The organism is Marinobacter alexandrii (assembly GCF_005871205.1).
Classification (GTDB): Bacteria; Pseudomonadota; Gammaproteobacteria; order Pseudomonadales; family Oleiphilaceae; genus Marinobacter; species Marinobacter alexandrii.
In genome coordinates, this window is the sequence record NZ_SWKM01000013.1 from 1 (window position 1) to 19,502 (window position 19,502).

Consider the following 19,502-nt stretch of genomic DNA (forward strand, 5'->3'; position numbering starts at 1 on the left):
ATCCGAAATACCTCGGCCAGCGCCCACACGAATTACTTGGTCAATTTTTTAAAGAGCGGTTGAGCTGCTGCTCAATCAAGGTGGCGTATTCTACATCGTGTCGCCGCCTTGTCAACCGTTTATTTTCAATGTTTTCCGTCTCCGGAAAGCGCCGAAAATCAACCGGCTTACTGCTTGTTTCGAGAGGCGCATTCTACAGCGAATCGAGCCTCTGTCAACCGCTTTCCGAAGAATCTTGAAACTCAATTTCTTCAACAATTTCAAACGGTTGCCTTCCTAGGGTGCCGCTGCATCAGTGACTTGCCCCTCAGAAGAGATGCGCATTCTACAGACCTGCTCAGAGGTGTCAACGGTTGCTTTTAACTTTTTTCAAAAACCGTTTCTGACCGCTTCAAACCACCCTCTTACAGGGGTCTCTATTATAGACCACTATAGACAGTCTCGCCTGACTAGAGTTCCACCTTTACTGCCGCTGCCGCCCCACGTGCCAGCTCCCGTGCCTGCCCAATAGTTTCACCACGAGCCAGAGCCACACCCATGCGCCGACGGCCCTTCAGTTCCGGCTTACCAAACAGGCGCAACTGAGTGTCTGGCTGAGCCAGGGCATTCTCCAAACCTGAGAAACGAACATTGCCGGACTCCCCCTCTGGCAAAATTACCGCAGAGGCCGACGGGCCATTCTGACGAATCGCCGGAATCGGCAAACCAAGGATCGCTCTCGCATGCAGGGCGAACTCAGACAACTCCTGGGAAACCAGGGTAACCAGACCCGTGTCATGGGGGCGCGGTGATACTTCCGAGAACCACACCTCATCACCTTTAACGAACAGCTCTACACCATACAGTCCGTAGCCACCCAGATTGTCGACGACAGCACGGGCAATCTCCATGGAACGATCCAGTGCCAGCGGTGACATTGGCTGGGGCTGCCAGGACTCCCGATAATCACCATCTTCCTGGCGATGCCCGATCGGATCACAGAAAGACACGCCATCGCGATGCTTCACTGTCAACAGGGTGATCTCGTAATCGAAATCAACGAATCCCTCGACAATCACTCGCCCCTTGCCGGCACGACCACCCGACTGGGCATAGTCCCAGGCAGAATCCACACCATCTTCATTCTTTATCGTACTCTGGCCCTTACCGGACGAACTCATCACCGGTTTGACAACAAGAGGAAGGCCCACTTCCTTAACAGCCGCCAGATATTCACCCTGGTTACCGGCAAATCGGTAAGGCGAGGTTGGCAACCCAAGCTCCTCAGCGGCAAGCCTACGAATGCCTTCGCGATTCATAGTCAGATTCACAGCACGAGCAGTTGGAATGACCCGATAACCCTCGTCCTCCAGCTTCACCAACTCTGGCGTAGCAATAGCTTCAATCTCAGGAACGATCAGCTGGGGCTGCTCCTGTTCAATCACCCGGCGCAAGCTGGTCGCATCCAACATGTCGATAACGTGGCTACGATGTGCCACCTGCATGGCGGGCGCGTCGGCATAGCGGTCAACGGCAATCACTTCTACACCCAAACGCTGAAGTTCGATCACCACTTCTTTGCCCAGTTCGCCTGCGCCGCAGAACAATACCTTGAATGCGCCTTCTTTATAGGGAGTGCCGATTTGAACCGTGCTGGTTGCTTCTGTCATGCCTGAGCCTGTCTTCCAGTTAAAGGGGGTTTCGGTGGCTGGGTTACAGCGCTACGTTTTCTTCGCGCACAGCGACTTGACGCAGCACTTCCCTGCGTTCGTCGTTGGTCATTTGTGTCCAGCGAAGAATCTCATCACCGGTCCGCTGACAACCAATGCACATGTCGTTTTCATCGAGCGCGCATACCTGAACACAGGGTGAACGCACTTTATCTGCCACACTCATCGGGACGGCTCGCAGGGTTTCAGCTTGGCCAGGTACCGAGCGCCGTTCTGCACATAGTGCTGTGCACTCATCTCCAACATCTTCTTCTGGTTGTCGTTCAACTCCCGTTTGATCTTGCCGGGTGAACCAACCACCATGGAACCATCAGGTATCTCCATGCCTTCGGGAATCAGGGTATTGGCCCCGATTAAACAGTGCTTGCCGATCTTTGCTCCGTTGAGAACCACCGCGTTGATGCCAATGAGACTGTAATCGCCGATATCGCAGCCATGCAGCATGGCCTTGTGACCAACGGTAACGCCCCGCCCCAGTGTCAGCGGTATTCCCGGATCAGTGTGCAGCACCGAGCCATCCTGGACATTACTTTCCGGGCCTACTGTGATCAGTTCGTTGTCGCCCCGGATAACCACATTGAACCAGACACTCGATTTTTCCATCAAGCGCACACTTCCGATAACTGATGCGTTGTCCGCAACAAACTGACCTTCGCCACTCAGTTCGGGGATACGCGTATCCAGCTCGTAAAACATGTCAGCCTCCTCAGCCTGCATTGGGCGGTTCCAGCAAATCGATACCGGCATCGTACACAGCGTTCATAAAATCGACCAGAACCACCGCCGACAATCCCCAAATCTGATAACGACCCCAGCGATAACAAGGCACATAAAAGGTATGGTTGAGGAAGTTCAGCGCATCTGTTCGTTCGCGCCGGTCTTCAAGCAAAAACGACAAGGGAACACGAAATACGCTATCGATCTCATGGGGATTGGGTTCCATGGGGTGGTCCACCGGTATCACCCCAACATAAGGCGTGACCAGAATACCGTATCGGGACATCACCTGGCTCAAGGGGGCTATAATTTGCACCTGCTCCGGCGGCAAGCCGATCTCTTCGTGGGTTTCCCGCAGGGCGGTGGCCGCCAGTGATGGGTCCCCCGGATCCCGCTTGCCTCCGGGATAGGCAACCTGGCCCCGATGAGTGTTCAGATTCGAGGATCTCAACGTAAAGACCATTTCCGGGTTACGATAATCGTCTGTAATAGGCACCAGGATGCCGGCTTCCGGGTAATCCAGCGCCAGCTGCCTGGGTGCATAACCCGCCAGACGTTCGGCAAGTAAATCGCGCAAATTGTCGCTCCAGGGGTACATCGCAGGTTGGATGAGACAGAGGCAGCCACGATCGTTAAACTGACTACCAAACCAATTTCCAGTATACGGGGAAACACATGAAGTACTGCAGCACATGCGGCCATCTGGTTGAACAACGCATCCCCGAGGGCGATAACCGCCACCGCTATGTTTGCGTAAGCTGCGAAACCATACATTACCAGAACCCTCGCATTGTCGCAGGCACGGTCCCCATCTGGCAGGGCAAAATCCTGTTGTGCCGCCGCGCCATCGAACCCCGATACGGCTACTGGACTCTACCAGCAGGCTTCATGGAAAATGCCGAGACGACCATTGAGGCCGCCGAACGGGAAACACGGGAAGAAGCGCTGGCCGAGGTCGACATCGAGGGCTTGTACTCGATCATCGATGTGCCCCATATCAACCAGGTGCACATGTTCTACCGGGCTACCCTGAAAGATGGCACGTACGGGGCTGGCGAGGAATCCCTGGAAACCCAGCTGTTCGCCCTTGATGATATTCCCTGGAACGAACTGTCCTTCCCGACGGTCCGCAAAACCCTGGAGCTGTTTATTGAGGACTTCGGAAAAGAGTCCTTTGGCGTACACGTGCAGGACATTCGGCACCCGATGTCCTCATCAACCCGCAGGGACTGATTACAGCTCCTCGATTCGATACACCTCATAGGCAGGCTCTTCATAGGGATGGGCCTGCTTCAGCGCCTTTAGCGCCTCACCGACCAAGGCATCTTCACATACAAGCTCCACCTTATACTCCGCCACTACCTCCAGCTCACCCTTGTTGCCCAAAAATGGATCGCTGCCTGCCAGTGGTCGAAACTGGCCTTGCCCCAGAGATTGCCAGGCACAGCTGTCGTAATCACCGATCTTGCCTGCCCCGGATTTAAACAGCGCATTTTTGGTCTGCTCCAAATGAGTCTCGGGTACGAAATAGCACAATTTATACATGGCAACCTCCCTGGACATTCGGACATTTTTTGTACAGATTAATGGCTTAGACACTTACCCACAGAATCTGTGGATAACTCTGGGGAAAGTTTTGGGGAACACGCCTCAAAACCCCGGAATTACTGCACTTGTGTCAAATTGGCGACAAAATCACCCGATTGTTTTTATTTTTATTTTTCAACGAGTTATATGTATTGGGCAAAAGTTGAACCTATTTCCCTTTCTTTGTGCACAGAACGCACAACCAGGCACCATCAGTGTGCATAAAACAAATGAGTCAAGGGCTATTTTGCCAAAGTTTCGGGTTTTGGGCCTTGATATTTGCTTCAATTACGGGAATCCATAACACAAAAAAAACCGGCCATGGAGAATGTCTTCGTCAGACACTTCCAGGGCCGGCTTTGTTCAGTCCGCGGTTTTAGGCGAACCAGTGCCTCGCGTTCCTGAACATGCGAATCCAGGGACCGTCCTCTTCCCAGCCCTCAGGGCACCAGGAATGCTGGACCGCACGAAATACCCGTTCCGGGTGAGGCATCATGATGGTCACCCGGCCATCGCGGGTGGTCAGGCCTGTAATTCCGCCTTCAGAGCCGTTCGGATTGAACGGATAGCGCTCCGTTGCCTGGCCACGGTTGTCGACGTAACGCAGGGCTACCAGTTCGTTTTCGGTGAGATTGGCAGCACTACCAACGCCATTGAACTCGATCCGGCCTTCGCCGTGAGCGACGGCAATGGGCATGCGTGAGCCCGCCATGCCATCAAGGAACGCCGACGGCGACTGCATCACTTCCGCCATCACCAACCGAGCCTCGAACTGCTCCGACTGGTTACGCACGAACCGCGGCCAACCTTCGCTGCCAGGAATCAGTTCGTGCAGGTTGGACAGCATCTGACAACCATTGCACACGCCCAGGGCGAGCGTGTCCTGGCGGTTGAAGAAACCGGCAAACTGATCACGAACCCGGTCACTGAAGAGAATGGACTTGGCCCAGCCCTCGCCGGCGCCGAGCACGTCGCCGTAGGAGAATCCACCACAGGCTACCAGACTGTTAAAGCCTTCCAATGTAACCCGTCCGGACAGCAAGTCGCTCATGTGAACGTCGACTGATTCAAAACCGGCCCGATCGAATGCAGCGGCCATCTCTGTCTGGCCGTTAACGCCCTGCTCTCTGAGCACTGCAACCTTCGGACGCGCACCCGTATTGATGTAAGGCGCCGTGATGTCCTCGTTGATGTCGTAGGTGAGCTCAGCACTCAACCCCGGATCTTCGGCATCCAAAAGGTTGTCGAATTCTTCCTGGGCACAATCCGCGTTGTCACGCAGGGACTGGATACGATAGCTGGTTTCAGACCACAGCCGCTGCAGCTCAACACGCGGCTCATCCACCACGAATTCACCGCCAAAACTCAGCCGCAGCTGGTCGTCGTCGTTCAGGGTACCGATCACACTGGTGTGGTCGCCAAGGCCCGCTCCAGAGAGCTGCTGCAGGACGAAGTCGGTATCTTCACGGCGAACCTGAATAACCGCACCCAGCTCTTCGTTGAAAAGTTCGCGGGCGAATTGCGACGCATCCTCGGCCAGCCCGTCGAGCTTGACGTCAACGCCGGTGCGACCAGCGAAGCTCATCTCGGCCAGGGTGACGAACAGACCACCGTCAGAGCGGTCGTGGTAGGCCAGCAACTTGGCATCGCTGATCAGCCCCTGGATGACCGCAAAGAACGCCTTGATGTCTTCCGGATCATCAAGATCCGGAGCCACCGCACCTACCTGGCGATACACCTGGGCCAGCGCTGAACCACCCAGGCGGTTCTGGCCGGCGGCCAGATCGATCAGAATCAGGTCGGTGTCACCGGCGCTGGTGATCAGCTGCGGCGTCAGGGTCTTGGCAACATCGACGACGGGTGCAAAGCCGCTGACCACCAGGGAGAGTGGCGCAGTGACGCTCTTCTGCTCGCCGCTGTCCTCTTCTTCCCACATAGTCTTCATGGACATGGAGTCCTTGCCCACCGGGATAGTGATACCCAGCTCAGGGCACAGTTCCATACCGACGGCCCGCACGGTTTCGTACAGGTTTTCGTCCTCGCCCGGATGACCAGCGGCGGCCATCCAGTTGGCGGACAGCCTAATGTCGGAAAGCTGGCTGATCGGGGCCGCAGCCATGTTGGTGATCACCTCACCAACCGCCATACGGCCAGACGCCGGAGCATCGATAACCGCAACCGGGGTGCGCTCACCCATGGCCATGGCTTCACCGGCACGGACGTCGAAGGAACTGGCGGTAACCGCCACATCGCTGACCGGCACCTGCCAAGGGCCAACCATCTGATCACGGGCGACCAGGCCAGTAATGGTCCGGTCGCCAATGGTGATCAGGAAGTTCTTGGAGCCCACTGATGGCAATCGCAGAACCCGGCGAATGGCATCGTTCAGGTCAATCTTGGTGGAATCAAAGATTGGCTTGGTAAAGGAGGCGCGGCTGACACTGCGGTGCATGCGTGGCGGCTTACCAAACAGCACATCCATCGGCAGATCGACCGGCTTGTCATCGAAATAGGAATCGCCCAGTTCGAGGTGGTGGCTCTCGGTGGCCTCACCGATCACGGCGTACGGACAACGCTCACGACGGCAAAGCGCGTCGAACCGGTCCAGGTTCTCCGGTGCCACCGCCATTACGTAGCGTTCCTGGGATTCGTTACACCAGATCTCCAGCGGAGACATGCCCGGCTCATCACTGGGAATATCCCGCAGCTCGAACTTGCCGCCCCGGCCGCCGTCTTTCACCAGCTCGGGCATCGCATTGGACAGGCCACCGGCACCCACGTCATGGATAAAGCAGATCGGGTTGTGGTCGCCCATCTGCCAGCAGCGGTCGATCACTTCCTGGCAGCGACGCTCCATTTCCGGGTTGTCGCGCTGAACCGACGCAAAATCGAGGTTCTCATTACTTGAACCAGAATCCATGGACGAGGCCGCACCGCCGCCCAGGCCTATCAGCATGGAAGGACCACCGAGCACGATTAACTTGGCGTCAACCGGGATATCGCCCTTCTCCACGTGATCTTCACGGATGTTGCCCAGACCACCGGCAATCATGATCGGCTTGTGGTAACCGCGGACTTCGTCGCCCGCCGCACCCGGCACTTTTTCCTCAAAGGTACGGAAGTAACCGGCCAGGTTCGGGCGGCCAAATTCGTTGTTGAATGAAGCGCCGCCAATGGGCCCTTCAATCATGATGTCCAGCGCCGAGGCAATGCGCTCGGGCTTGCCGTAACCGATTTCCCACGGCTGGGTATCGCCCGGCAGGTTCAGATTGGACACTGTGAATCCGCTCAATCCCGCTTTTGGCTTGGAACCACGACCGGTGGCACCCTCATCACGGATCTCACCACCAGAGCCGGTGGCCGAACCTGCCGCCGGCGCAATCGCGGTCGGGTGGTTATGGGTTTCCACCTTCATCAGGATGTGGATGTCTTCCTGTTTGTAGCCGTAGACACCTGTCTCCGGATCCGGGAAGAAGCGGCCACCACGGCTGCCACGAATAACGGACGCGTTGTCCTTATACGCAGACAGCACCCCTTCGCTGTTCATTTCGAAGGTGTTGCGAATCATCGCAAACAGCGATTTTTCCTGACCTTCACCGTCGATATCCCAGGAGGCGTTGAAAATCTTGTGCCGGCAGTGTTCCGAGTTGGCCTGGGCAAACATCATCAGTTCAACGTCGGTTGGATCCCTCTGAAGATCAGTGAACGATTTCGCCAGGTAATCAATCTCGTCTTCCGCCAACGCCAGACCCAGGCGGCTATTGGCCTCGACCAGGGCAGTACGGCCGCCTGCAAGAACCGGTACGCGGCCGAGTGGGCGAGGCTCTTCATGACTGAACAGCAGTTCGGCACCGCCCATCTCATGAAACACCTTTTGGGTCATGCGATCATGCAGCAGTGCCGCAATCTTCTCGCGCTGAGCGAGCCCCAGCTTTTTGCTGGCACGAACGTAGAAAGCTGTACCACGCTCAATACGATGAATTTGGCGCAGGCCACAGTTACGGGCGATGTCCGTCGCCTTACTGGACCAGGGCGACAGGGTGCCGGGCCTGGGAACAACCAGGAAAAGCACACCGTCTGGCTCCTCAACAGGAACGCTGGGGCCGTAGGTTAGCAGTCGGTCGAGGATCGCCTGCTCAGACGCTGACAGGCTGTCCTCCAGATCCACGAAGTGCATGAACTCGGCGTATACATGCTCGACTTCAGGAACAGCATCCTGGATACGAGCGTGCAATTTGCGTGAGCGGAATGGCGAGAGCGCGGGAGCGCCGCGAAGTTCAAGCATGATATCAACCTGTATCGCGCGAAACGGGGGATGTCTGGGTGCAATTTTGAAAGGCCGACATGATACTCGAAACCGAGGTCGGGATACAGCGCCGCGGTAGGGAATTCCCGCGGGTACAATTGACATTGTTTTGCATGTAAATTGATCAGCTTTGTTGACCCGCTCACCGGCAGCGACGATCATAAAGGTGTGGCAATGGAAGCTACACCGAGTGCGACACCGGATACGTCCAATACTCATACACTGACGTATCCCGACGATTCAGCTGTAAGGGAGTCCAGGGAATTGCTCAGATTCTTGACTGCTTTCGCAGCCGCACCGGTTCAGGTGATCCTGTTGATCAGTGCAGCTGTGGCCTTAGTTGGCTGCTCGCGCCCCAGTACACTGCAGGAAGTTCTCGCAGAGGACGTTCTGCATGTGATTACCCGTGAAGCCCCCTCGATCTATTACGAAGGGCGCAACGGTGCGACCGGCTATGATTACGAACTGGCAAAACGGTTTGCCGATGAACTCGGCGTCGAGCTGCGGGTTCGCGTGGCCGACGATAACACTGAAATTCTGTCCGTTCTGTCCAGAAATTACGCCCACATCGGCCTCGCCGGTTTATCGGGCCAGCCGGGCATAGCTGGCGAATACCGGGTGCTGCCCACCGGAATCACCGCACAGTCGGTGGTGGTTTACCACCGGGACCTCATGCGCCCGGACTCACTGAATGACCTGACCGGACAAACCCTCCACCTGGTTGCCGAAAGCAATCATGAGCACCTGATCGCCAATGAGAATCAAGGCCTTGACTGGCAGGTCCATCCGAGTATCGATGCGGCCGGTGTGCTGGCGCGGGTGGAGAGCGGTGAGTTTGCCTACGCCGTGGTGTCGTCCAACGAACTGGAACTGAATCACGTCTTCTACCCCCATGTGAAGAAGGCCTTCTATCTGGGAGAGCCGGAAGAACTTGCCTGGCTCTTCCCCACTGACCAGGACAACACTCTGGTAAACGCTGCAGCCGAGTTTCTTGAGAAGCTAAAGGCTGACGGCACCCTGGACCAACTCGCCGAGCGCTTCTACGGCCACCTCGACCAGTTGAACTATGTCGGTGCACGAACGTTCATGCATCACGTCGACAACCGCCTGCCCAAGTATGAAGCCCTATTTCAGGACTACGCCAGCGATTTCGGGATCGACTGGCGGTTGCTCGCCGCCATTGGATACCAGGAATCCCACTGGCGCCCAAATGCGGTCTCGCCGACCGGAGTACGTGGGCTGATGATGCTGACCCGTAATACCGCCAGCTACATTGGCATTAACAACCGAATGGACGCCGAGGAAAGCATCCAGGGTGGCGCCAAGTATTTTCGGATGGTGCACCGGAAAATCCCGAAGCGGATTCCAGAGCCGGACCGCACCTGGTTCGCACTGGCCTCCTATAATGTCGGCTATGGTCATCTTGAAGATGCCCGCCGCCTGACGGAGGGCGCTGGCAAGAATCCGGATCGCTGGATGGACGTAAAGGAGTTTCTGCCTCTGCTCGCGCAGAAGGAGTGGTACACCAAGACACGATTCGGCTTTGCCCGTGGCCACGAGCCGGTTCTTTATGTGCAGAACATCCGTCGTTATTACGACGTCCTGGCTCGGATTACCGAGCAGGCACAGCCCGATACCGCTCCACCTGCTGAGATGGTGAATCTGGAGCCCCAAAACCCGGAGACCGCTTCAGACTCACAAAGCCAGCCAGACATGCGGGCAAGCCTGCCGACCGAACTGGGCCTGATTCCTCCCACACTCTAGTAGAGACCGTAGGCGGTTAGAGCTCTGGAGCCCGGGCTTCCAGCGCGCTGTCAACCTGGCTGGAGGAGAACCCGCGACGATTCAGAAACCGGGCCTGACGCACCTTCTCATCCCAGTCATCTTCAAGATCCACCAGGCCAAATCGCTTTTCCCTGAGCAACACGGCGCGGCGACACCAGTCCTCTTCGGTCATGTCTTTCAGGCACTGCGGCGTACGATGCACGCCTCGCTGTTGAAGCTCCCCCAAAATGCGCAGAGGACCGTAACCGATGTCCATCCGCTGTCGGGCGTACACGTCCGCAAAGCGGTCGTCGTCCAGCCAGCCCTCGTCCTCATAGTCGTCGAGCACCTGCTCAATAATGGCCGATTCGATCTTGCGCTGACGAAGTTTCAACGACAGCTCCAGACGACTGTGCTCGCGCCTGGCCAGCAGCCTCAGGGCTGCCGAACGGGCCTTGTATTCCTGATCATCCTGATTTTCCGGTTTTGCCATTCAAACTCTTCCCGCGTGCGTCGTCAAAACGCTAGACTAGCCACCAAATTCATTCCTGCCGGAGTACACCGGCAGGCAGTACCCGGCTTCCTGATTTGGAAGCCGATGGCCGGTGGCGGCTTACTTTGCCCGACACCGTGAACTGGTTTCAATCCCAAAGGATACCCTCATGGCCGCATTCCTCCAGTATCTGTTTAAATCGCGCAAGTCCCAGGGCGCAACCGCAACACGCCAAAACCAGCCCCGGACGCCGGACGTCGAACAAGCTGAGAAAGCCGAGAAGGACGAGGCACGAGCCAACCTCAGGGAATCCCAGCTGAAAGCCCTCGAGGGCTCACCGACGCAGAAGGAACTTGCCGAACTGGCCATCTCCGGGGCCACCGCCGAAGTGCGGCTGAACGCTGCCAACCGTTTAACCGATGGCAATTGCCTGCAAACGGTTCAGAAAAAGGCGAAAGGCCGCGATAAAAGCGTCTACCAGGCAGTTCGGCAATCACTGCAGAAACTTCGCGAGGAACAGGCCCGGCTTGAGGCTATTTCCGATGCCATTACTACCCTGATAAACACCGCTAGCGAGCAGGCCCGGAGCGAAGACACCAAACTCTATGAGGCACGTCTGGAGACCCTGAACCAGAAATGGGTGGAACTGGAAGCACACGCCACCGAAGAACAGACGCGAGCGTTCCTGGAAGCGAGCTACCGCTGCAAAGAACGGCTGCAGGCCATCCAGTCAGCCCGTGAGGAAGAAGCGCGCCACCTGGAACAGACGCACCAACGGGACGAGACCCTGAGCCTGCTCTCCAAGACACTGGAAGACCTACGCAGCCAGTCACCGGACACCCTGCCCTCCCTGGCATCTCTGGATGCCCTGCAAAAGACACAGGAAAACCGCTGGCTCGAAGCCACGCGTGATACTCAGGTGGACAAGCAGCAGCAAAAAACCTACGACGCCACCATGCTGGCCCTGCGCAACTACATTAGTGCCGTTCGCCAGATTGGTCAGGCCAGGGAGACACTGGCAGAGCTGGCCGACGCAGCCGCTGGCGAGGGAGCCTCCGATGAGCAACGTACCCAGGCCAAGGCCGTGAGCCAGGAAATCAACTGGCCCAACGGCTTCCCGATGCCGTCCCTGCTGGTGCCGGTTCACAAGCTGGCCGGCCAGCGCAAACAGGCGGCACCAGCCAAAGTAGAAGATCTGGAAAAGCAGAAAGTCATCGCTGCGGACCTCGACGCCACCATTGCCAATCTGGAAGCGGCCCTGGAGGCCAAGCAGTTGAAGGAATCGCGGCAGTTGTTCAAAACCGCGCAACAGCAGTTCAAATCCCTGGATCATCGCAATGGCAAGCCGTTCCAGGCCCGAATGCAACTGTTGACCGGGCAGCTTCGAGAACTGGGCGACTGGCTCGGCTTTGCCACAGAACCGAAGCAGATTGCCCTGTGCGAACAGATGGAGCATCTGGCCAAGCAGCCCATAGAGCCCGAAGCCAAGGCTGAGCGAATCAAGGAGCTCCAGAACGAATGGCGCAACCTCGGCGGCTCTTCAGACCGGGAACTCTGGTCACGCTTCAAGGCTGCCTCGGACAAGGCATACGAGCCGTGTAAGGAGTACTTTTCCGCCAAGTCGGGGCTCAAGCGCGCGAACCTGGAAACACGGCGGGCGATCTGCGCGGAGCTCGAAACTTTCCTTGCCAATGCCGATTGGACCAGCATCGACTGGAAAGCCGCCGAAAAGATTCACCTGACGGCACGCCAGGAATGGAAAGCAGCCTGGCCAGTGGAGTTCCGGGAAAACCGACAGGTGCAGAAGCACTTCGACAGCCTGCTGAAGCAGCTGGAAGCTCCGCTGGATGAGGAACGTCAGAAGAATGAGGCCCTGAAGCAGGACATCGTCGATAAGGCTGAGGCCCTGATCGATCATGAGCCCCTTCAGGACGCCATGAACCAGGCGAAAAACCTGCAGTCCGACTGGAAAGCCATTGGCATTACCCGGCACCGGGAAGATCGCAAGCTCTGGCAGGCGTTCCGTAAAGCCTGTGACCAGATCTTCGCCCGGCGCGATGCCCAGCGCAGCGAGCAACAACAGGCCACCCAGGCGGCCGATGACGCCGCAGGAGCAGTCCTGCAGGAAACCCAGGGCATTCAACGGGGTCAGGACGTCAGCGCGCTGAGCGAAGCCCTGACCACACTGAACAACCTGCAAACGCTGGCGTTGTCATCCGACGTGAAAGAGCGTGTGCAGGAAGAGAAGCGGCGCCTGAAAAAGGCGCTGGCCGATCAGCAAATGCTGCAGGACATCAGCACCTGGCAATCCCTGGTGCTGGCCCGTACCGATGGGCAGCCCGAGCCAGAGCAGGTTCCCAGGCACTGGCCGGAACTGGCCGCATTGCAGCAGGCGTACGATCACAGCGAATTGGTGATTCGCGCCGAAATTCTCAGCGGCGTCGACTCGCCGGCCTCGGACCAGCAGCGCCGCATGGAAATCCAGGTTCAGCGCCTGGCAGAAGGTATGGGGTCTTCAGAACAAAATACCAATCAGATAGTGGAACTGGAAAAACTAGTCGCAAACTGGTGCCTCAAGCTCTCTGGGCAGGCACCCGACCAGGCCTTGGCAGAACGGCTGAATAATGCGCTGGCAGCCGTGGCTTCGGACTGAACAACCGATTCACTCACGCTGATGTTCCCGAACAAAATCCCTGGCGGCCATGACCTCTGCCAGGGATTTTTCTTTCATGGTCTTGAGTTCCTCATCGGCCAGGTAGAACATCATATCAATGGAATGTCGGTAATACCGGTTTGGCAGACGGTTTAACGCCACACACATCACATCGGTCAGATAGTCGGTGGTGTCCGCCTCCTGCCGCGTGGCGTCAATCGCGTCCAACACCAGCCGTTCGTAAAAGTTGTCGACAGCATCTCTAAGGGACATGTCACTGCGCCTCTCTTGGCTTCATGCACTTACCACTAACCATAGAAGCCTCCAGTGAAGTTGTCATATTGGCTGAGCAATTTCGCCAATTCGATTGGCAGCCGCCGTCATTACCCCCACTCCCCTCAAACCGCTATGGTTACGCCATCAGCATTTCTATCCGTAACAACAACGATCAGAGGACAGACCATGACCACCGAGGCGTATATTTTCGACGCGGTCCGCACCCCGCGGGGAAAGGGCAAGAAAGACGGCTCGCTGCACAGCGTCAAACCAATCACCTTGCTCACCACCGTGTTGAACGCATTGCAGCAAAGAAACAGCCTGGATACCGCTCAGGTTGATGACATTGTCATGGGCTGTGTCACCGCTGTCGGCGACCAGGGCGCCGATATTGCCAAGACCGCCGCCCTGGCCGCGGACTGGGATGAAAAAGTGGCGGGCGTAACCCTGAACCGTTTCTGCGCCTCTGGCCTGGAAGCTGTCAACCTGGCAGCCATGAAGGTTCGTTCGGGTTGGGAAGACCTGGTGGTTGCCGGTGGTGTTGAAGCCATGTCGAGGGTGCCCATGGGCTCCGACGGCGGCGCCTGGGCTTCCGACCCTGAAACTAACCTGCACACCGGTTTTATGCCCCAGGGTATTGGCGCCGACCTGATAGCCACCCTCGAAGGATTCAGCCGGGCAGACGTGGACGGCTTTGCGGTCAAGTCCCAGCAGAAAGCCGCCAATGCCTGGGCCAACGACTATTTCGCCAAATCCATCGTACCGGTAACCGATCAGAACGGCGTCACCATTCTCGACCGGGACGAACAGGTTCGCCCTGATACGTCCGTCGATTCCCTGGCTGGCCTGAAACCCTCGTTCCAAATGATGGGCGAAATGGGCTTTGATGGCGTAGCCCGTGAAAAATACCACTACGTTGAGCAGATCAACCACGTGCACCACGCCGGTAACTCCTCAGGCATTGTTGATGGCGCCACCGCCATGCTGATTGGCAGTGAGGCCAAGGGCAAAGCCATGGGCCTGACACCTCGCGCCCGCATTGTCGCAACCGCCGTGACCAGCACCGATCCCACGATCATGCTGACAGGCCCGGCGCCGGCTGCCCGCAAGGCTCTGGAGAAGGCCGGCATGACGGTCGACCAAATTGACCTGTTCGAAGTGAACGAGGCCTTCGCCTCGGTGGTGATGCGATTCCAGCGGGAACTGTCGGTTCCGGATGAGAAGGTGAATGTGAACGGCGGCGCCATCGCCATGGGCCACCCGCTGGGAGCCACCGGTGCCATGATCCTGGGCACGCTTCTGGACGAGCTGGAGCGCCGGGAATTGCGCTATGGCCTCGCCACCCTGTGTGTTGGCGGCGGCATGGGCATTGCCACCATCATTGAACGCGTCTGAACCCGACCCATTTCCGACAGGAGAACCGATTATGAGTGCTATCCGTTACGACCTGGGTTCAGACCAGATTCTGACCCTGACCATCGACATGCCCGGCCAGTCCGCCAACACCATGAATGGCGCGTTCCGCGAGGCGCTGACCGAGACCGTCGCCCAGGTGAAATGCGATCTGGATGACCTGCGTGGCATCATCATCACATCGGCCAAGAAAACCTTTTTTGCCGGTGGCGACCTGAAAGAGCTTCACAAGGTCACCCGCGCCGATGCGCAGGCCTTCGAGGCGATGGTAAACGGCCTGAAAGCCGATATGCGCGCGCTTGAGACCTGCGGCAAACCCGTGGTTGCCGCCATCAACGGCAGCGCCCTCGGCGGCGGGCTGGAAATCGCCCTCGCCTGCCACCATCGCGTGGCACTGAACGACGACAAACTGCAGTTGGGCCTGCCCGAGGTCACCCTCGGCCTGCTGCCCGGTGGTGGCGGAACCCAACGTCTGCCCCGAATGATCGGGCTTGAAGCGGCGTTTCCCTACCTGATGGAAGGTAAGAAAGTGAATCCGGCCGCAGCCTTGAAGGCCGGTATTGTCGACGAACTGGTCGACAGCACCGACGATCTGATTACCCGTGCCCGGGCATTCATCGAAGCCAACCCCAGCTGCCAGCAGCCCTGGGATCAGAAAGGCTTCAGCCTGCCCGGTGGTGCGCCACAGCATCCTGCCATGGCGCAAAAACTGGCGATTGCGCCCGCCATGCTGAAACAGAAGACCAAAGGCTGCTACCCCGCGCCGGAACGCATTCTTTCTGCGGCGGTTGAAGGTGCGCAGGTCGATTTTGATAACGGCAGCCTGATCGAAACCCGGTACTTTGCCGAGCTGGTTATTGGCCAGGTCGCCAAGAACATGACCGGCACCTTCTGGTTCCAGCTCAATGCCATCAAGGCCGGTGGTAGTCGTCCCAATGGCATTGAGAAGGAAAGCTTCCGAAAGGTCGGAGTGCTTGGCGCTGGCATGATGGGCGCGGGCATTGCGTACTCCACCGCTACCCGAGGCATTGAGGTGGTGCTGAAAGACGTTTCGGTCGAAAACGCCGAGAAGGGTAAAAGCTATTCGGACAAGCTGCTGGCCAAGAAAGTCAGCCGGGGCCGGATGACGGAAGAGCAGAAGGCGGAGATTCTTGGCCGAATCAAGGCCACCGACAGTGCTGACGATCTGGACGGCTGCGATCTGGTCATCGAGGCGGTGTTCGAGGACAGCGACCTGAAAGCCAAGGTCACCCAGGAAGCGGAGCCTAAACTGAAGCCCAATGGCATCTTCGCCTCCAACACTTCAACCATTCCCATTACCCAGTTGGCCGAAGCCTCCAACGCGCCGGAGAATTTCATTGGCCTGCACTTCTTCTCACCCGTGGACAAAATGCAGCTGGTGGAAATTATCGTGGGCAAAAACACCTCCGATGACACCCTGGCCCGGGCGTTCGATTACGTGCAGCAAATCGGCAAGATCCCCATTGTGGTGAATGACAGCCGCGGCTTCTTCACCTCCCGGGTGTTTGGCACCTTTGTAAACGAAGGCATCTGCATGCTCGGCGAGGGCATTCACCCCGCCAGCATCGAGAACGCCGGCGTTCTTTCCGGCATGCCGGTTGGCCCTCTGGCTATTTCCGACGAAGTCAGCCTGACTCTGATGCGCCACATCCGCGACCAGAGCAAGAAGGACACCGAGGCGGCTGGCAATACGTGGCGCCCGCACCCGGCCGAAGCCGTAATCGATCAGATGCTGGATCAGCATGCCCGCAAGGGCAAAGCGGCCGGCGCCGGCTTCTATGCGTACCCGGCCAGCGGCAAGAAACACCTGTGGCCTGAACTGGAAAGCCAGTTTGTCGATGCAGGCAAAGCTCGTTCGGCGGCATTGCAGGATCTTAAGGATCGGATCCTCTTCATTCAGGCGATCGAAACCGTTCGTTGCCTGGAGGAAGGTGTACTGCGCACCATTGAAGACGCCAACGTGGGCAGCATCTTCGGAATCGGTTATGCGCCCTGGACCGGCGGCGCTATCCAGTTCATTAACCAGTATGGCGTGCGCGCTTTCACCGATCGGGCCCAGGAACTGGCGCAGCAGCACGGCGAACGATTTGCTCCGCCGAAACTGCTACTCGAAAAAGCCGAGGCAAACGCCCCGTTCGCCTGACAATCCTGTGAGAGGGGCGCTGCTCCTCTCATTTTTTCTCTCATTTCACCCCTCATTTTCCAACTCCAGCCCGACCTGTTCGACGTCACACATGACAATTTCATGGACAGATTGTCACGAACCGAAACGACATACCTATGGCAACAGTGATAGCGCTTACCTACAATAAATTGATTCGCCAACGGGTTTGAACGGTTCTCAAATTGGGACCGGCGCCCAGCACCGTCAGGTAAGCATTTATGACCATCGCGGAAAGATTTGTCGCCCAGCACACCCCAGCCAGACCCACCCGAATAGGACTCTGCAAGGCCTTAACCATGGCTCTGCTGGTCGCGGCACCCTGGGGGCTGCAGGCGAAAGTCGATGAGTCCCTTACCTATGAGCCCGTTGCGCCGACCATCGATCAGGCCCGAGCCAACATCCTGATAGCCCGCCAACTGCAATTCACCCATTTCCGGGATCTGGGCATCAGCGATGAGTTGTCCGGCGATGTATTCGACGCCTACCTGGAATACCTCGATGGCCAACGGATCTATCTCACCCGGCAGGACCTGACCAAGATCAACCGGGTTAAGAGCCAACTGGGTGCGGCCCTTAAAACCGGCCAGCTCCAACCCGGGTTCGACATTTACAACCTGGTCCAGCAGCGGGTCATTGAACGGCTCCAGTTCGCCCTGGACCTGATCGACGACGGCATCACAAAACTGGATTTCAGTGCCGATGAAAGCATTCTTCTGGATCGCTCGGACGCCGAGTGGGAAGCCGACACGGAGGCGCTGGACGCTCTCTGGGTAAAACGCATCAAAAATGCGGTGCTGGCGCAGCGACTAAACGGCACCGACGACGAAACCATCGAAGACAACCTGCGTCGCCGTTACGAAGGCCAATTGAAACGGGCCTACCAGGCGCGCAGCGAAGATGCTTTTCAGGCTTACATGAACGCCTTCACCGGCATGTGGGATCCGCACACCTCCTACTTCTCGCCGCGCACCTCCGAGAACTTCAACATCAACATGAGCCTGTCTTTGGAAGGTATTGGTGCGGTGCTACAGTCTGATAACGAATACACCAAGGTTGTGCGCCTGGTTCCTGGCGGCCCGGCCTCCAAGCAGGGTCAACTGCAGCCTGCCGACCGCATTGTGTCGGTAGCCCAGGACGACAAAAAACCGGTCAACGTCATTGGCTGGCGCCTCGATGAAGTTGTCGATCTCATTCGCGGACCACGGAATTCCGTGGTTAGCCTGGAGGTGATTCCGGCCAACGCCAGCGATGAAACCATCACCAAGACCATCGCCATCAAGCGCGACGAGGTCAAGCTGGAGGAGCAAAGCGCCAGCAAGGACGTCATTGAACTTGAGCGCGGCGGCACCGACTACACCGTGGGTGTGATCACCATTCCTACCTTCTACGCCGACTTTCAGGCGATGCAGGCCGGTGATCCGAACTACAAGAGCACCACCCGGGACGTCCGCAACCTGATAACCGAGCTTGAGCAGGAGGACGGCGTTGATGGCCTGGTGATTGACCTTCGCAACAATGGCGGTGGCGCCCTGCACGAAGCCAACGATCTGGTCGGCCTGTTCATCGACAAAGGACCAACCGTTCAGATCCGCAACGCCAACAACGACGTTCAAGTGCTCAACGATGAGGACCCGTCGGTTTCCTACGATGGCCCGCTGGTGGTGCTGACCAACCGCATGAGCGCGTCTGCGTCCGAGATCTTCGCTGGCGCCATTCAGGATTACGGCCGCGGCCTGGTCGTGGGCTCGCAAACCTTCGGCAAAGGCACGGTGCAGGCGGTTCGGCCTCTGAACCATGGCCAGTTGAAGATCACCCAGTCCAAGTTCTACCGGGTATCCGGCGGCTCCACGCAGCACAAAGGCGTGATCCCGGACATCGAAATCCCGTCCCGGATCGACAACGACCGTATCGGTGAAAATGCCCTCGACCACGCCCTGCCCTGGGACCAGATTGAGGCTGTTCCCCACAATCGTTACTTTGATTTCACCGGTATCATCGATGAGCTGAGGGATCGCCACGAGGCGCGTTTCTCAGACAGCGCGGAATTCAGCCTGCTGCAACAGGAAATCAACTTCCTGAAAGAGCAGCGCAACCTGGATTCCGTCAGCCTGAACTTCGATACCCGCAAGAGCCAGCATGAGCAGATCGAGCGGACCCGGCTAACCATCGCCAATGCCCGTCGCGAACTGCGTGGCGATAAGCCTTTTGCGACCCTGGAAGACCTCGAAGACTGGCAGGATCAGCAAGCCGCTGAGCTGGACAATACCGACGACGAACTGGATTTCGTTATTCGCGAAGGCGGGCACATCATGGCGGACATGCTGGAACTGGATCAGCAAATGGCTTCCATTGTCACGCCGCGTCAATTCGCGGCGCAGGCGCCAGCCCAATAAACGGAA

15 protein-coding genes are annotated in these 19,502 nt (G+C 57.6%); 7 read left to right on the forward strand and 8 right to left on the reverse strand.

The annotated features are described in order from the left end of the window. A partial coding sequence (locus tag FCS96_RS20145) for a hypothetical protein (RefSeq protein ID WP_212747082.1) occupies positions 1–239 on the forward strand: 239 nt, incomplete at its 5' end. A 210-nt stretch (positions 240–449) separates the two neighbouring features. Here the strand turns inward: FCS96_RS20145 and purT are convergent. From purT to FCS96_RS11025, 4 genes are read right to left on the reverse strand one after another with little or no spacing between them, the layout of a single operon-like run. Further along, positions 450–1,649, reverse strand: coding sequence for a formate-dependent phosphoribosylglycinamide formyltransferase (gene purT / locus FCS96_RS11010; RefSeq protein ID WP_138440437.1), 1,200 nt, complete (start codon positions 1,647–1,649; stop codon positions 450–452). Positions 1,650–1,692: 43 nt separating this feature from the next. Continuing rightward, complete coding sequence (locus FCS96_RS11015) at positions 1,693–1,875, reverse strand: DUF1289 domain-containing protein (protein WP_138440438.1); 183 nt, start codon at positions 1,873–1,875, stop codon at positions 1,693–1,695. Then, positions 1,872–2,405 (reverse strand): gamma carbonic anhydrase family protein, encoded by a 534-nt coding sequence (locus FCS96_RS11020; RefSeq protein WP_138440439.1) that lies wholly within the window; start codon positions 2,403–2,405, stop codon positions 1,872–1,874. The genes FCS96_RS11015 and FCS96_RS11020 overlap by 4 nt, the downstream gene beginning before the upstream one ends. Before the next feature lie 10 nt (positions 2,406–2,415). Further along, entirely contained in the window at positions 2,416–3,003 is a 588-nt protein-coding gene (locus FCS96_RS11025; protein ID WP_138440440.1) for an NUDIX hydrolase, read from the reverse strand. Between the two features lie 98 nt (positions 3,004–3,101). Here FCS96_RS11025 and FCS96_RS11030 point away from each other — a divergent pair, with 98 nt between their 5' ends. Next, positions 3,102–3,659: an NUDIX hydrolase gene (locus FCS96_RS11030; RefSeq protein ID WP_138440441.1), complete on the forward strand. Its 558-nt coding sequence runs from the start codon at positions 3,102–3,104 to the stop codon at positions 3,657–3,659. Here FCS96_RS11030 and FCS96_RS11035 read toward each other — a convergent pair whose 3' ends face one another. After that, a complete protein-coding gene (locus FCS96_RS11035; RefSeq protein ID WP_138440442.1) occupies positions 3,660–3,971 on the reverse strand; it encodes a Nif3-like dinuclear metal center hexameric protein in 312 nt (103 codons plus the stop codon). A gap of 418 nt (positions 3,972–4,389) precedes the next feature. After that, complete coding sequence (gene purL, locus FCS96_RS11040; RefSeq protein WP_138440443.1) at positions 4,390–8,298, reverse strand: phosphoribosylformylglycinamidine synthase; 3,909 nt, start codon at positions 8,296–8,298, stop codon at positions 4,390–4,392. A 297-nt stretch (positions 8,299–8,595) separates the two neighbouring features. Between purL and mltF the strand changes: the two genes are divergently transcribed. Next, positions 8,596–10,083: a membrane-bound lytic murein transglycosylase MltF gene (gene mltF / locus FCS96_RS11045; protein ID WP_228264086.1), complete on the forward strand. Its 1,488-nt coding sequence runs from the start codon at positions 8,596–8,598 to the stop codon at positions 10,081–10,083. A gap of 16 nt (positions 10,084–10,099) precedes the next feature. Here the strand turns inward: mltF and FCS96_RS11050 are convergent, their stop codons facing one another. Continuing rightward, a complete protein-coding gene (locus tag FCS96_RS11050) occupies positions 10,100–10,576 on the reverse strand; it encodes a regulatory protein RecX (RefSeq protein WP_138440445.1) in 477 nt (158 codons plus the stop codon). A gap of 169 nt (positions 10,577–10,745) precedes the next feature. On the opposite strand from FCS96_RS11050, the gene FCS96_RS11055 reads away from it, so the two are divergent. Then, the gene (locus FCS96_RS11055; RefSeq protein WP_138440446.1) at positions 10,746–13,229 is read left to right on the forward strand and encodes a DUF349 domain-containing protein; all 2,484 of its coding nucleotides are present in this window, start codon (positions 10,746–10,748) and stop codon (positions 13,227–13,229) included. 9 nt (positions 13,230–13,238) lie between these two features. On the opposite strand, the gene FCS96_RS11060 is transcribed toward FCS96_RS11055, so the two are convergent. Continuing rightward, positions 13,239–13,502: a late competence development ComFB family protein gene (locus FCS96_RS11060; RefSeq protein WP_138440447.1), complete on the reverse strand. Its 264-nt coding sequence runs from the start codon at positions 13,500–13,502 to the stop codon at positions 13,239–13,241. A 189-nt stretch (positions 13,503–13,691) separates the two neighbouring features. Between FCS96_RS11060 and FCS96_RS11065 the strand changes: the two genes are divergently transcribed. From FCS96_RS11065 to FCS96_RS11075, 3 genes are all read left to right on the forward strand, one after another. Next, complete coding sequence (locus tag FCS96_RS11065) at positions 13,692–14,900, forward strand: acetyl-CoA C-acetyltransferase (protein WP_138440448.1); 1,209 nt, start codon at positions 13,692–13,694, stop codon at positions 14,898–14,900. A gap of 31 nt (positions 14,901–14,931) precedes the next feature. After that, the gene (locus FCS96_RS11070) at positions 14,932–17,082 is read left to right on the forward strand and encodes a 3-hydroxyacyl-CoA dehydrogenase NAD-binding domain-containing protein (RefSeq protein WP_138440449.1); all 2,151 of its coding nucleotides are present in this window, start codon (positions 14,932–14,934) and stop codon (positions 17,080–17,082) included. A 239-nt stretch (positions 17,083–17,321) separates the two neighbouring features. Then, on the forward strand, positions 17,322–19,496 hold the full coding sequence (locus FCS96_RS11075; protein ID WP_138440450.1) for a carboxy terminal-processing peptidase: 2,175 nt from the start codon (positions 17,322–17,324) through the stop codon (positions 19,494–19,496). The last annotated feature ends 6 nt before the right edge of the window (positions 19,497–19,502 follow it).